Consider the following 13,500-nt stretch of genomic DNA (forward strand, 5'->3'; position numbering starts at 1 on the left):
CTCACCGCGTCTCGTCGGCATCAGGCCGGCGGCTGCGATAGACCAGCCAGATCAGGAGCGAGGAGATCGGCACCCAGGCGAGCTGGTACCAGTAGAAGAAGGGAAAGCCGAACAGGGAGGGCTCGACGAAATTATAGAACGGCACCCACAGCAAGCCGATGAACGGCAGCAGCAACAGAATCCACATGGCCTACTCTTTGACGCAAGACACAAGGCGGGAGGTTCCGCTGATCATTGGCAGCGATCCAGGAACCGGTTCGTTGCGTCTAGAATCACGGTTACGGCAATGCGACGCAAAAAGATGTGATCGTCACCTGGCGCATGCCGCCTATTCGGCCTTGATGCCGGCGTCCTTTATCACCTTGCGCCAGCGCGCCTCCTCGCCGGCAAAGTAGCGGTCGAGCTCGGCCGGCGGTGAGGCCACCATCACGAGGCCTTCATTGACGCTGAGCCTCTTGAAGGCCTGCGCCTGCACGGCCTTGGCTGCCGATCTGTTGAGGCGGTCGATGATGTCCGGCGGCGTGTTGGCCGGCGCGTAGAGGCCGTACCAGGATTCGGCGACATAGCCGGATGCGCCGGCTTCCGACACCGTCGGCAATTGCGGGAACGCGGCCGAGCGCTCAGCCGATGTCACCCCGATCGCGCGCAGCTGCCCGGCCTCGACCAGCGAGGCGCAGCTTGCCACCGTGGTGAACATCACCTGGATCTGGCCGCCCATCAGGTCGGTGATGGCGGGCGCCGCGCCCTTGTAGGGAACGGTGGTGAGATTGACACCGGCCATGTGCTTGAACAGTTCGCCGGCGAGATGCGCCGAGGTGCCGGTGCCATAGGTGCCGTAGGACAGCTTTTCCGGATCGGCCTTCGCGGCCGCGATCAGATCGGCAATCGACTTGATCGGCGAAGCCGGATTGACCACGACGACGTTGAACGAGCGCGCCACCAGCGCCACGGGCGCAAAATCCTTGTGCGCGTCATAGGGCAGCTTGCTGTAGAGGCTCGGATTGACCGCGTTGGCGAAGGTCGCCATCAGCAGCGTGTAGCCGTCGGGCGGACTCGTCGCGACACTCTGCGTGCCGATGATGGTGCCCGCCCCCGGCTTGTTCTCGATGATGACGGTGACGCCGAGATCCTTCTGCATCTCCTGCGCCAGCGTCCGCGCCACGACATCGGTGCCGCCGCCCGGCGCGAACGGCACCACGATCTTGACGATGTGATCGGGATAGGCGGCGCGCGCCGGCACGTGCAGCAGGACATTTGCTGCGAGCGCGAACAGGAGTGATGCGAGAAGACGAAGCGGCATGGCAGGCCCCGGCGGCAGACGGTGCCGTCTTGATACACGCGAACGCCATGCAAGGGATGCCGGGCCGTCATGACGCGCAAAAGATGCGCTGTGCTATTAGTCCCGTCATCCTGAGGAGCGCGTAGCGCGTCTCGAAGGATGCACGGCCCGTTCTCTGGCCGATTCATCCTTCGAGGCTCGCTCCGCTCGCACCTCAGGATGACGGACTTGAAGTATCGCGCAACGCCTCACGAATACGGATTGATCAGCTTCTGCTGCTCGGTGGCGTGACGGACCAGGAGGTCGATGAAGGTGCGGACCTTCGCCGAGAGATGATGGCGGTGCGGATAGACTGCGTTCATCGTGAGCTCGACCGGCCGGTATTCGGGCAGCAGGCGGACCAGTTGTCCCGACTCCAGCTCGTCGCGGACCAGGAAGCCGGCCGCGAGGAAGACACCGACGCCGGCCAGCGCCGCGAGCTTCAGGGTCTCGCCGCTGTTGGAAATCAGATTTCCGGAGACGCGCACCGCGGCCGGCGTGCCCTTGCGGTCGGCGAAGCGCCACTCGTCGCCATAGGGATAGTTGGCGTGACGCATGCAGTTGCGCGCGGAGAGGTCGGCCAGCAGCGTTGGCTTGCCATGCTGCTCGATATAGCCGTGCGAGCAGCACAGCACGTGGCGCCAGGTCGCGATGGTGCGCACGATCAGGCTGGAGTCCGGCGGCGGCACCATCCGCACGGCGAGATCGTAATTCTCGTCGATCAGATCGGCATTGCGCTCGCCGATCGTGAGATCGACCTTGACCTCGGGATAGCTCGCCAGAAATTCGGCGACCGCGGGCGACAGGAACTGGACGAGATGGGTGTTGGTGAAGATCCGCAGCGTGCCGCGCGGCACCGATTGCTGGGCGCCCGCGATGTCGTCGGCCTGCTCGATGTCGGCGAGGATCTGGACGCAGCGATCGTAATAGGCCTGGCCGACCTCGGTGAGGCTGACCTTGCGCGTGGTGCGGTTGAGCAGCCGGGCGCCGAGCCGGTCCTCCAGCGACTGCACGTGGTTGCTCACCGTGGTCGTGGACATGTTGAGCTTGCGGCCGGCGGCGGAGAACCCGCCGGAATCCACGACCCGGACGAAGGCGGTCAGGCTGGTCAGGCGATCCATTCGGCAAGGTCCGGATTATCAGCGCTGGCTTGATAATGCTTCCAGTTTTGTCGGGATTATCACAGCGCGGAGGACATTGCATCTAAGGGGCCATGCTGGGCGCCCTTTCTGGAAGGACGCAAATGTTCGAGCCGGAGGATGTCATGTCGACCACCACTTATGTCCCTGAAGAATCGGCCAAAATCGGTCTCCGCCCGTCGCGGAAAACGGTCAAGCGGGTGACGCTCGGGCTCGCCGCAATCATCGGCGCCGCCGTGGCAGCCGACTTTGGCTACGACTACGTCACCACCGGCCGCTACCTCGAAACCACCGACGACGCCTATGTGAAGGCGGACTCCACGATCATCGCCCCGAAGGTCTCGGGCTACATCGCCCGCGTGCTGGTCACCGACAACCAGCCGGTGAAGGCCGGCCAGCTGCTGGCCGAGATCGACGACCGCGATTACCGCACCGCGCTCGGCCAGGCCAAGGCCGATGTCGACGCCGCCACAGCCTCGGTGCGCAACCTCGATGCCCAGCTCGAACTGCAGCAGCCGATCATCGACCAGAGCACGGCCGACGTCACCGCCGCCGAGGCCAACCTGAAATTCGCCCAGGAAGAGCAGACCCGCTACGACGGGCTGATGAAGTCCGGCTCCGGGACCATTCAGCGCGCGCAACAGACCGACGCGGCGCTGCGGGCCAACACCGCGCAATTGCAGCACGCGAGGTCGGCGCTGTCGGCGGCGCAACGCAAGGTCGACGTGTTGACCACGCAGCGCGCCCAGGCCGCAGCGCAGGTGGACCGCGCTCGCGCGGTCGAACAGCAGGCCGAGCTCAACCTGTCCTACGCGCGGATCACCGCGCCGGTCGACGGCACGGTCGGCGCCCGCACGCTGCGCGTCGGGCAATATGTGCAGGCCGGCACCCAGCTGATGGCGGTGGTGCCGCTCGATGCGGTCTATGTGGTCGCCAATTTCAAGGAGACGCAGCTGACCCATGTGCGCAACGGCCAGCCGGTCGAGCTCACCGTCGACAGTTTTCGCGGCACCACACTGAAGGGCCATGTCGACAGCCTGTCGCCGGCCAGCGGCCTCGAATTCGCGCTGCTGCCGCCCGACAACGCCACCGGCAATTTCACCAAGATCGTGCAGCGCGTGCCGGTGAAGATCGTGCTCGACGATCACAGCCTCACCGGATTGCTGCGCCCGGGCATGTCGGCGATCCCGACCGTCAACACCAAGGCAACGGTGCTGGCCGAGCGCAAAGAGAAGCGGCGGCTGGCGTCGGCAACGCGGGCGAACGGCGGGTAACGCCGAGAGTTACTACGACTGGCCTCGCGCGATCGATCACCCACGCGGTGGTCGATCGCGTTTTCTTCGTTCCGCGATCACAGGCGGAAGGGCTCCCTCCCCCCTTGCGGGGGAGGGTGGGGAGAGGGGTACCACTTGCGCTGACGTTTGTTGGTTAGCGGACGCTTCTGCCGCTGGTAGCGCGTCGGCAGGATTTGGAGCAGCTCGCACAAACTTCTGACTTCAGCGCCCGGGGCCACCCCTCTCCCCACCCCTCCCCCGCAAGGGGGGAGGGAGCCTGAGAGTTGTGCTCACCTCACCAGTCGTGATCATGCAGACCAAACGCTGCGTCGTACCGCTGGCCGCAGCGCGGTCGCAGCCGCGCTTACCGCCACCGGCCGATTATCAATCACTGCCGGACAATCCTTCCGCTCTTTCCCGGATTATCGAAACCGGGCGCCTAATACATCTTGCATGGGCCAGCAAGGACGACCTCGATGACCGCACTTCAGCCCACAGCCGACGCAGCGAACGCCGCCGCGCTCCCCGCCCCCGCATCGCCGTCGGCGCCGGCTATCCCCACGAAAACCTGGATCGCGGTGATCGGGGCGACGCTCGGCGCGTTCATGGCGGTGCTCAACATCCAGATCGTCAACGCCTCGCTCGCCGATGTGCAGGGCGCGATCGGCGCAGGGATCGACGACGGCGGCTGGATCTCGACCTCCTATCTGATCGCCGAGATCGTGGTGATCCCGCTCTCCGGCTGGCTCGCACAGGTGTTCTCGGTGCGCATCTATCTGCTCACCAACGCCGCCCTGTTCCTGGTGTTCTCGGCGGCGTGCGCGCTGGCGCAGGACCTGCCGCAGATGATTGCGCTGCGCGCCGTGCAAGGCTTCACCGGCGGCGTGCTGATCCCGATGGCGTTCACGCTGATCATCACGCTGCTGCCGAAGGCCAAGCAGCCGATCGGACTGGCGCTGTTCGCGCTGTCGGCGACGTTCGCGCCGGCGATCGGCCCGACCATCGGCGGCTATCTCACCGAGAACTGGGGCTGGCAGTACATCTTCTATGTCAACCTGGTGCCGGGCGCGGTGATGATCGCGATGCTGTACGTCTCGCTCGATCCGAGCCCGATGAAGCTGTCGCTGATCCGCCACGGCGACTGGCTCGGCATCATCACCATGGCGATCGGCCTCGCCGCGCTGCAGACCGTGCTGGAGGAAGGCAACAAGGACGACTGGTTCGGCTCGCCCTTCGTCGTCCGCCTGTCGGTGATCGCTGCCGTCGCGCTGGTCGCCTTCCTGATCGTCGAATTCACCGTCGAGAAGCCGCTGCTCAATCTGCGCCTGCTCGCCCGCCGCAATTTCGGCTTCGGCATGCTGGCCAACTTCCTGCTCGGCATCGCGCTGTACGGCTCGGTGTTCATCCTGCCGCAGTACCTGTCGCGCATCCAGGGCTACAACGCCGAGCAGATCGGCATGGTGCTGGCATGGACCGGGCTGCCGCAGCTGGTGCTGATCCCGCTGGTGCCGCGGCTGATGCAGCGCTTCGATCCGCGCATCATCATCAGCGTCGGCTTCGCGCTGTTCGCCGGCTCCAACTTCATGAACATCTTCATGACCAACGACTATGCCACCGACCAGCTGTTCTGGCCCAACATCGTCCGTGCGATCGGCCAGGCGCTGGTGATGGCGCCGCTGTCGGCGGTTGCGACCGCGGGCATCGAGCTGGAGAACGCGGGCTCGGCCTCCGCGCTGTTCAACATGATGCGCAACCTCGGCGGCGCCGTCGGCATCGCCGTGCTGCAGACGCTGCTGACCAAGCGCGAGCAATATCATTCCAACGTGCTGATGCAGTCGGTCTCGCTGCTGGAACAGGCCACGCGCAGCCGGATTGAGCAGCTGACGCAGTATTTCATGAACCACGGCGTCGCCGACCAGGCCACGGCCGCCCACCGCGCTATCGCGGCGATCGGCAAGGTGGTGCAGAAGCAGGCCTACATCCTCGCCTTCAGTGATACCTTCTATCTGCTCGGCGTCGCGCTGATCATCGCACTGGCGGCGACACTGTTCCTGAAGAAGCCGGGCCAGCTCGCTGGCGGCGGTGCGCACTAACCCAAACCACGACCACGGAGAACGACCATGAAGCCTCGCATGAATTTCTACCAGGCCGCACCCGAGACCATCAAAGCGCTGGTCGCGGTGGAGAACCAGATCGCTGCGAGCGGCCTCGAGCAATCGCTGATCGAGCTGGTCAAGACCCGCGCCTCGCAGATCAACGGCTGCGCCTACTGCATCAACATGCACACCGAGGACGCCCGCAAGCATGGCGAGACCGAGCAGCGGCTTTATCTGCTCAACGCCTGGCGCGAATCCCCGCTCTACAGCGAGCGCGAGCGCGCGGCGCTGGCCTGGACCGAAGCGTTGACGCTGGTGTCCGAGACGCACGCACCGGACGCCGACTATGAAGCCGTGCGCGCCCAGTTCTCCGACAGCGAGCTCGTCAACCTGACCACGCTGATCGGCGCGATCAACGCCTGGAACCGGATCGCGATCGGCTTCCGCGCACTGCATCCGGTGAAGGCGAAGGCGGCGGCGTGAGGACCATACTCTCCGCCATCTATTCCGCTGTCATGCCCCGCTTCATGCGGGGCATCCAGTACGCCGCGACGCCTCGACTCAAGCACCGCAGTCTCTGGAATACTGGATCGCCCGGTCGCGCCGGGCGATGACAGCGTAAAGTGCGGCAACGGTCCTAAACCGCCGTCGCGCGGGCGAACTCGATGTAGATCTCGCGCAGGCGGTCGGTGATCGGGCCGACCTTGCCGCCTCCGATCTTCTTGCCGTCGATCGCGACCACGCCCTGCACGAACACGGAAGCGCTGGTGATGAAGGCTTCCTTGGCCGCGAGCGCTTCCTCGACCGTGAAGGTGCGCTCCTCGATGCGCAGCTGGCGCTCCTCGGCGAGCTTGACCACGGCCTTGCGGGTGCAGCCAGGCAGGATCTCGTTGCCGTTCTGCCGGGTCACGATGACATCGTCGTGGGTGACGATGAAGGACGAGGACGAGCCGCCCTCGGTGACCTTGCCGTCCTCGATCATCCAGGCTTCGCCGGCGCCGGCCGCGGCGGCCGCCTGCTTGGCCAGCACCTGCGCGAGCAGCGCCACGCTCTTGATGTCGCGCCGTTCCCAGCGGATGTCGGGCACCGTGATGACGTTGATGCCGGTCTTGGCCGAGGGCGCGTTGATGATGTCCTTTTCCGAGGTGAACATCACGAGGGTCGGCTTGACGTCGGCCTTCGGGAAGGCGAAGTCGCGGCCCTTGTCGGCGCCGCGGGTGACCTCGAGATAGACCATGCCGTTGACGAGGTCGTTGCGCGCAACCAGCTCCTTCTGGATCTCCTCGATCCGCTCCAGCGTCTCCGGCAACGCGAGCTGGATCTCGCCGACCGAACGCTTGAGCCGCGCCAGATGCGAGGCGTTGTCGATCAGCTTGCCCTCGAGCACCGCCGCCACCTCGTAGATGCCGTCGGCGAACAGGAATCCGCGGTCGAACACCGAGACCTTGGCCTCCGAATGCGGCACGAACGAGCCGTTGACGTAAGCGATCTTTTCCACGCGAGTTCTCCTGCGGACGAAGGGGGTTTCAGGCCTTCGTATACGCAAATTGTTGACGGGGGAAAACCCTCCCGACGGCGCCCGTGAACTGCGTAACTCCACTACCGTCACCCCGCGCAAAGGCTCCGCCTTTGCGCGGGGATGACGGGTTTGGCCGATGCGCAGCCCCTCAGTGCTGCAGGATCTTCGACAAGAACTTCTGCGCGCGGTCGCTGCGGGGCGTGCCGAAGAAGTCGGCCTTCTTGGCGTCCTCGACGATCTCGCCGCGGTCCATGAAGATGACGCGATCGGCGACCTTGTTGGCAAAACCCATTTCGTGGGTCACGACCATCATGGTCATGCCCTCGCGGGCGAGGTCGACCATCACGTCGAGCACCTCGCTGATCATTTCCGGGTCGAGCGCCGAGGTCGGCTCGTCGAACAGCATCGCGATCGGATCCATCGCCAGCGCCCGCGCGATCGCGACGCGCTGCTGCTGGCCGCCGGACAACTCCGCCGGAAACTTCTTGGCATGATCCTTCAGCCCGACGCGCTCCAAAAGCTTCATGCCCTTGGCGGTGGCGTCCTCAGCCTTGCGGCCGAGCACCTTCTCCTGCGCGAGGCGGAGATTGTCGATGATCCGTAAGTGCGGAAACAGTTCGAAGTGCTGGAACACCATGCCGACGCGCGAGCGCAGCTTCGGCAAATCGGTCTTGGGATCGTTGACCTTGACGCCGTCGAGCGTGATGTCGCCGCCCTGGATCGGTTCCAGCGCGTTGACGCATTTGATCAGGGTGGACTTGCCCGAGCCGGACGGACCGCAGACCACCACCACCTCGCCCTTGGCGACGCTGGTGGTGCAGTCCTTCAGCACCTGGAAGGACGGCCCGTACCATTTATTGACGTGGTTGATCTCGATCATGATGGCTCAGCTTTTTTGTTTAGGCATGACCTTGTCGGAAAACCGGTTCCCACTTTTCCGGGTCATGCCTCAGCGAACGATGGCGATCCGCGCCTGCAGGCGGCGAACGCCGTAGGACGCGACACAGGAAATGACGAAGTAGACCAGCGCGGCGAACAGGTACATTTCGACCAGGCGGCCGTCGCGCTGCGCGACCTTGCTGGCGGCGCCGAGGAAATCCGGGATCGACAGCACATAGACCAGCGAGGTGTCCTGAAACAGCACGATGGTCTGCGTCAGCAGCACCGGCAGCATGTTGCGGAACGCCTGCGGCAGCACGACGTAGCGCATCGACTGCGCATAGGTCAGGCCGAGCGCGCTGGCCGCGGCCGGCTGCCCCTTCGAGATCGACTGGATGCCGGCGCGCATGATCTCGGAGAAATACGCCGCCTCGAACGCGATGAAGGTGATCAGCGACGAGGCGAAGGCGCCGACCGTGATCGGCCGCGACGCGCCGGTCAGCCACTGCCCGATATACGGCACCAGGAAGTAGAACCAGAAGATCACCAGCACCAGCGGCAGCGAGCGGATGAAGTCGACATAGAAGCCCGCGATGCGCCCGAGCACCTTGTAGCTCGATAGCCGCATCAGGGCGATCAGCGTGCCGAACACCAGGCCGCCGAACGCGGCGAGCGCGGTCAAGGTCAGCGTGAAGCGCATGCCCTCCAGGAACAGGTAGGGCAGCGAGCGGCGGATGACGTCGAAATCGAAACTGCCGATCATCGTCATTTGCCCGTGATGTAGCCGGGGATCGCGACGTAGCGCTCGAGGAAGCGCATCGCGGTCACCACGACGAAATTGAGGAGCAGGTAGAGCACGGTCGCCGCCGTGAACGCCTCGAACACCTGGAACGAGAACTCCTGCATCGAGCGAGCCTGGCCGGTCAGTTCGATCAGGCCGATGGTGATGGCGACCGCGCTGTTCTTGATGGTGTTGAGGAATTCGGAGGTCAGCGGCGGCAGGATGATGCGGAATGCCATCGGCAGCAGCACGTAGCGATAGGTCTGCACCGTGGTGAGGCCGAGCGCGGTCGAGGCCTGCTTCTGCCCGCGCGGCAGCGAGGTGATGCCGGCCTGCAATTGCACGGCGACGCGCGCCGACATGAAGAAGCCGACGCCGATCGCGGCGGTCCAGAACGGCGCGTTCGGCAACTGCTTCAGCCATAGCCCGGCCGACCGCGGCAACAGTTCGGGCAGCACGAAGAACCACAGGAACAGCTGCACCAAGAGCGGCATGTTGCGGAAGAACTCGACCCAGCAGAAGCCGATCCACGAGGCGGTCCGCGACGGCAGCGTGCGCAGCACGCCGATCACCGAGCCGGACACCAGCGCGATGATCCAGGCCAGCACCGACACCTTGATGGTGACCACCAGCCCCGCCAACAGCAGGTCGAGATAGGTGCCGGTCCCCATCGGGTTCGGCTCAAGGAAGATGTGCCAGTTCCAATTGTAGTTCACAGGTCCCCCACGCGGCCGCGCCGGTCACGGCATTACGCCGGCATCGCGCGCGGCGTCCATGCAAATGTCCGGCCATTCTCCTCCAAAAATGGCCGGACATGCAAACTTTCAGGACCCGCCGCCGCGAGGCGGCAGGTCATACGCAGCAACGCGATCAGTTGACCAGATACGCATCCGGATCCGGTGAATCCGACGGCTTGGCAAGCTGCTTCTTCATCTCCGGCCCGAGCGGCACGTTGAGGTTCAGGCCCTTCGGCGGAATCTTCTGGGTGAACCACTTGTCGTAGATCTTCTGGCCCTCGGCGCTGGTGTAGAGCGCGGCGGTGGCGGCGTCGACGACCTTCTTGAACGGCGCATCGTCCTTGCGCAGCATGATGCCGTAGGGCTCGGGCTTGGAGAACGCGTCCTTGGAGATCACGTAGTCATCCGGCGACTTCGAGCCGGCGACGAGGCTCGCGAGCAGGATGTCGTCCATCACGAAGGCGACCGCGCGATCGGTCTCGACCATCAGGAAGGCCTCGGCATGATCCTTGGCCGGGATGATGTTGACGCTCAGCCCGCGCGCGAGGTTGGCCTCGGTGAGCTGCTTGATGTTGGTGGTGCCGGCGGTCGAGACCACCGTCTTGCCCTTCAGATCGTCGATCGAATTGATCTTGCTCGCCTTCTTGGTGACGTAGCGGCTGGCGGTCAGGAAGTGGCTGTTGGTGAAGGAGACCTGCTTCTGGCGCTCGGCATTGTTGGTGGTCGAGCCGCATTCGAGGTCGACGGTGCCGTTGGCCATCAGCGGGATACGCGTCGCCGAGGTCACCGGGTTGAGCTTGACCTCGAGCTTGTCGAGCTTCAGCTCCTTCTTCACGGCATCGACGATCTTGTAGCAGATGTCCATGGCATAGCCGACCGGCTTCTGGTTGTCGTCGAGATAGGAGAACGGGATCGAGGAATCGCGGTAGCCGAGCGTGATCGCGCCGGTGTCCTTGATGTTCTTCAGCGTGCCGGTCAGCTCCTGGGCTTGCGCCTGGCTCGCGCCGACCGCGGCGGCGAGCGCGAGGCCGATCAGATACTTGCGTGTCATACGTCTACTCCTTGCGTGGAAACGGTCGATTTACTGTGTGAGAATATCGGCGAGGACGGGTGCGATGTAGCGGCGAAACTGTTCCGGATTCTCGCTCATCGGAAAATGACCGAGCTTCTCCATGATCGTGACGCTGGCGCCCCCTATTGCCGCTGCGGTCCGCCTCGTGTCCTCGGGCGTGCAGGAGAAATCATACTCGCCCGTGAGGAGATAGAGCTTGCATACTTTAGTCTCGATTGACGCGACCCGGCCGCGCAGGTCGCCGTCGACACGGTAGAAATACAGGTCGCCCTTGAACACGCCGGGGCCGCCCTGCTTGTAGGCCCACAGTGTTTCCATCCGCGCAGGCTCAGGGCTTTGCGGCGCGATCAGCCCGGACACCAGCGCGGCGCAGACTTCGCCGCCGTGAACGTCCGGCCGGTTCAGCCAGTTGGTGTCATACCACGGCGCCTGGAAATCGGCAGCCTCGAGCCCGATCAGCGCGCGGAACTCGGCGGCATATTCGATCGCAAGGTTAAGCACGATGCGGCCGCCGATCGAGCAGCCCATCACGACAGGCTTCTCCAGCCGCAGCGCACGGCAGAAAGCGCGGATGGTCTCGGTGTAGCGCGCAGTGGTGAGTTGGTATTCATCGCCGGTCCAGCTCATCGGCGGATTCGACTTGCCATGCCAGGGCATATCGAAGGCAATGATGCGGAAATTTTCGGCAAATTGCGCATCCGCGAGCAGATGGCGCCATTGCCGCGCGTCCGATCCCGCGGTGTGCAGGCAGACCAGCGGAATGCCCGTGCCGTTCTCCTCGAAATAGATGCGGTGCAGCTCGCCACCGATCTCGACGTGAACGTAGCGGCCGATCATCGGCTCGATGTGACCGTTCATGATCTTGCCGCTCATGATACGGCCGCCGCGAAATGCTGCCGCGGCAGCGCCAGCAGGTCCTTGAAGTATTGCAGATGCGCCATGAAGGGATGCAGGTCGCCTTCCAGCACGGCCTCGCCGCGCTTGGTCAGCGCCAGCAGATCGTGCCAGCCGGGCTTCGGCTCGGCCTGCCAATAGGCGGACCAGGCCTGCGGCGTCGCGCGATAGGAAAAGCGCCAGGAGCGCATCAGGGCCGGCGAAGGCGCAAGCTCGACGATGCGCCCGGCGCGGATCGCGGCATGAAACGGCCGCGCCATCGGGCCGATCAGGCAGTCGCAATCGAGCAGCCGCCCGCGCGCAACCAGCCGAGGGGCCTCGTCAAGCAATGCGGGAAGGCCGGCAAACGCCCTCGTCACAGCGTCGTCGGTGGCGTCAGGCGATGGCGTCATCTGTCGGGCGGCGTTCCTGCAGCGGGCGGCGCCATGATGACGGCAAGCGCGCAATCCCGCAAGGCGCCGATGCCTTTGGGTTCCCTTGATTATTCGCTTGACCAAACCCGGCTTGCCGGTCAGGCGCGCACACCCCGCGCCCTCCCGGCACATTGCCAGGAACGGCCAATCCGTCCGACCAAAGGCCGATTGAATTCCGCGGCTCGGCAGGTCGCGCCAAATCGCGGCAGACCAATTGTCGCAGCCGGCGCTTCGAGCGCAATTCGCGCTTCCGTTGCCCGCCCCGTTCTGTCCAATGCGCCCTCGGTCCCAGCCTGACAGGGACGATCATTGCCAACACCGAACAAGACGCGGCCGCGATTGAACGCGGCCACAAGGGAGAGATCGAGATGTCGCACCGCAATCGCTTGATGGTCCTGCTCGCCGCCGCCGGCATGCTGGTGTCAACAGCGGCGCTCGCGCAGGATTATCCGACCAAGCCGATCACGCTGATCGTGCCATGGCCGGCAGGCGGCTCGACCGATATCTCGATGCGCGCGATCGCCGAGAGCGCCTCGAAGGTGCTGGGCCAGCCGATCGCGGTCGACAACAAGGCCGGCGGCGGCGGCACCGTGGGTCCCGCGACGATGGCCGCCGGCGCCAAGCCCGACGGCTACACCATCGCCCAGATCCCGATCACCGTGTTCCGCCTGCCCTTGATGCAGGAGGTGTCCTGGGATCCGGCGAAGGATTTCTCCTACATCATTCACCTCACCGGCTACACCTTCGGCGTCACCACCAACGCGGAGTCGCAGTTCAAGACCTGGCAGGACGTGGTCGATTTCGCCAAGAAGAACCCGGGCAAGGTGACCTATGCGACGCCCGGCACCGGCACCTCGCTGCATGTCGGCATGGAGCAGATCGCCCTGATGGCCGGGATCAAGTTGACCCAGGTGCCGTTCAAGGGCGGCGCCGAGACCAATGCCGCCGTGCTCGGCCAGCACACCATGCTGCAGGCGGATTCCACCGGCTGGCGGCCGCTGGTCGATGCCGGCAAGCTCCGCCTGCTGATGGTGTGGACCGGCGCGCGCTCGCCGAACTATCCCGACGTGCCGACGCTGAAGGAGCTCGGCTACCCCATGGTCTATGACTCGCCGTTCGGCATCGCCGGCCCCAAGGGCATGGACCCCAAGATCGTCGCCAAGCTGCACGACGCCTTCAAGAAGGCGATCGAGGACCCGGCGGTGATCGCGACCCTCGCCAAATACGACATGGTGCCGAACTACAAGAGCACCGAGGACTACAGGAAATTCGTGGGCGAGGTCACCGAATCCGAGCGCAAGGTGATCGACACGCTCGGGCTGGCGAAGAAGTAGAGAATTCGAGTTAGGCTCACCACGAACACAGGCGTCATCCTGAG

General features: G+C 64.7%; 14 protein-coding genes. 4 read left to right on the plus strand and 10 right to left on the minus strand.

Features of this window, described 5'->3' with window-relative positions:
- Position 1 precedes the first annotated feature (1 nt).
- The 3 genes from JEY66_RS37390 to JEY66_RS37400 all read right to left on the minus strand — a co-directional run bounded on the left by JEY66_RS37390 (position 2) and on the right by JEY66_RS37400 (position 2,439).
- Positions 2-187, minus strand: coding sequence for a DUF3311 domain-containing protein (locus tag JEY66_RS37390; RefSeq protein WP_018269750.1), 186 nt, complete (start codon positions 185-187; stop codon positions 2-4).
- A 141-nt stretch (positions 188-328) separates the two neighbouring features.
- Positions 329-1,300, minus strand: a complete 972-nt coding sequence (locus JEY66_RS37395) for a tripartite tricarboxylate transporter substrate binding protein (protein WP_018269749.1) — start codon at positions 1,298-1,300, stop codon at positions 329-331.
- 227 nt (positions 1,301-1,527) lie between these two features.
- A complete protein-coding gene (locus JEY66_RS37400; RefSeq protein ID WP_016848331.1) occupies positions 1,528-2,439 on the minus strand; it encodes a LysR family transcriptional regulator in 912 nt (303 codons plus the stop codon).
- 143 nt (positions 2,440-2,582) lie between these two features.
- Between JEY66_RS37400 and JEY66_RS37405 the strand changes: the two genes are divergently transcribed.
- The 3 genes from JEY66_RS37405 to JEY66_RS37415 all read left to right on the plus strand — a co-directional run bounded on the left by JEY66_RS37405 (position 2,583) and on the right by JEY66_RS37415 (position 6,310).
- The gene (locus JEY66_RS37405; protein WP_041482717.1) at positions 2,583-3,731 is read left to right on the plus strand and encodes an HlyD family secretion protein; all 1,149 of its coding nucleotides are present in this window, start codon (positions 2,583-2,585) and stop codon (positions 3,729-3,731) included.
- A gap of 476 nt (positions 3,732-4,207) precedes the next feature.
- Positions 4,208-5,824 (plus strand): MDR family MFS transporter, encoded by a 1,617-nt coding sequence (locus tag JEY66_RS37410; protein ID WP_026192239.1) that lies wholly within the window; start codon positions 4,208-4,210, stop codon positions 5,822-5,824.
- A gap of 27 nt (positions 5,825-5,851) precedes the next feature.
- Entirely contained in the window at positions 5,852-6,310 is a 459-nt protein-coding gene (locus JEY66_RS37415) for a carboxymuconolactone decarboxylase family protein (protein WP_026192238.1), read from the plus strand.
- A 154-nt stretch (positions 6,311-6,464) separates the two neighbouring features.
- Here JEY66_RS37415 and JEY66_RS37420 read toward each other — a convergent pair whose 3' ends face one another.
- From JEY66_RS37420 to JEY66_RS37450, 7 genes are all read right to left on the minus strand, one after another.
- Positions 6,465-7,325, minus strand: a complete 861-nt coding sequence (locus JEY66_RS37420; protein ID WP_016845633.1) for a D-amino-acid transaminase — start codon at positions 7,323-7,325, stop codon at positions 6,465-6,467.
- A 169-nt stretch (positions 7,326-7,494) separates the two neighbouring features.
- Positions 7,495-8,226, minus strand: coding sequence for an amino acid ABC transporter ATP-binding protein (locus tag JEY66_RS37425; protein ID WP_016845632.1), 732 nt, complete (start codon positions 8,224-8,226; stop codon positions 7,495-7,497).
- 69 nt (positions 8,227-8,295) lie between these two features.
- Positions 8,296-8,988, minus strand: coding sequence for an amino acid ABC transporter permease (locus JEY66_RS37430; protein ID WP_026192237.1), 693 nt, complete (start codon positions 8,986-8,988; stop codon positions 8,296-8,298).
- Positions 8,989-8,990: 2 nt separating this feature from the next.
- Positions 8,991-9,722 carry an amino acid ABC transporter permease gene (locus tag JEY66_RS37435; protein WP_016845630.1) on the minus strand — a complete coding sequence of 244 codons (732 nt, stop codon included), beginning with the start codon at positions 9,720-9,722 and terminating at the stop codon, positions 8,991-8,993.
- A 154-nt stretch (positions 9,723-9,876) separates the two neighbouring features.
- Entirely contained in the window at positions 9,877-10,794 is a 918-nt protein-coding gene (locus JEY66_RS37440) for an amino acid ABC transporter substrate-binding protein (RefSeq protein WP_018269744.1), read from the minus strand.
- A 30-nt stretch (positions 10,795-10,824) separates the two neighbouring features.
- Positions 10,825-11,688: an alpha/beta fold hydrolase gene (locus JEY66_RS37445; RefSeq protein WP_016845628.1), complete on the minus strand. Its 864-nt coding sequence runs from the start codon at positions 11,686-11,688 to the stop codon at positions 10,825-10,827.
- Positions 11,685-12,101, minus strand: coding sequence for a hypothetical protein (locus tag JEY66_RS37450; protein ID WP_016845627.1), 417 nt, complete (start codon positions 12,099-12,101; stop codon positions 11,685-11,687). The genes JEY66_RS37445 and JEY66_RS37450 overlap by 4 nt, the downstream gene beginning before the upstream one ends.
- A gap of 389 nt (positions 12,102-12,490) precedes the next feature.
- On the opposite strand from JEY66_RS37450, the gene JEY66_RS37455 reads away from it, so the two are divergent.
- Positions 12,491-13,456: a Bug family tripartite tricarboxylate transporter substrate binding protein gene (locus JEY66_RS37455; RefSeq protein ID WP_018269743.1), complete on the plus strand. Its 966-nt coding sequence runs from the start codon at positions 12,491-12,493 to the stop codon at positions 13,454-13,456.
- The last annotated feature ends 44 nt before the right edge of the window (positions 13,457-13,500 follow it).

This window comes from Bradyrhizobium elkanii USDA 76 (assembly GCF_023278185.1).
GTDB classification, from domain to species: Bacteria; Pseudomonadota; Alphaproteobacteria; order Rhizobiales; family Xanthobacteraceae; genus Bradyrhizobium; species Bradyrhizobium elkanii.

Bases quoted from the DNA above. Each gene is read 5' to 3' on its own strand.
- JEY66_RS37425 (WP_016845632.1), bottom strand. From the start codon at position 8,226: ATGATCGAGATCAACCACGTCAATAAATGGTACGGGCCGTCCTTCCAG.
- JEY66_RS37445 (WP_016845628.1), bottom strand. From the start codon at position 11,688: ATGAGCGGCAAGATCATGAACGGTCACATCGAGCCGATGATCGGCCGC.
- JEY66_RS37455 (WP_018269743.1), top strand. From the start codon at position 12,491: ATGTCGCACCGCAATCGCTTGATGGTCCTGCTCGCCGCCGCCGGCATG.
- JEY66_RS37395 (WP_018269749.1), bottom strand. From the start codon at position 1,300: ATGCCGCTTCGTCTTCTCGCATCACTCCTGTTCGCGCTCGCAGCAAAT.
- JEY66_RS37415 (WP_026192238.1), top strand. From the start codon at position 5,852: ATGAAGCCTCGCATGAATTTCTACCAGGCCGCACCCGAGACCATCAAA.
- JEY66_RS37405 (WP_041482717.1), top strand. From the start codon at position 2,583: ATGTCGACCACCACTTATGTCCCTGAAGAATCGGCCAAAATCGGTCTC.
- JEY66_RS37450 (WP_016845627.1), bottom strand. From the start codon at position 12,101: ATGACGCCATCGCCTGACGCCACCGACGACGCTGTGACGAGGGCGTTT.
- JEY66_RS37440 (WP_018269744.1), bottom strand. From the start codon at position 10,794: ATGACACGCAAGTATCTGATCGGCCTCGCGCTCGCCGCCGCGGTCGGC.
- JEY66_RS37400 (WP_016848331.1), bottom strand. From the start codon at position 2,439: ATGGATCGCCTGACCAGCCTGACCGCCTTCGTCCGGGTCGTGGATTCC.
- JEY66_RS37430 (WP_026192237.1), bottom strand. From the start codon at position 8,988: ATGATCGGCAGTTTCGATTTCGACGTCATCCGCCGCTCGCTGCCCTAC.
- JEY66_RS37410 (WP_026192239.1), top strand. From the start codon at position 4,208: ATGACCGCACTTCAGCCCACAGCCGACGCAGCGAACGCCGCCGCGCTC.
- JEY66_RS37390 (WP_018269750.1), bottom strand. From the start codon at position 187: ATGTGGATTCTGTTGCTGCTGCCGTTCATCGGCTTGCTGTGGGTGCCG.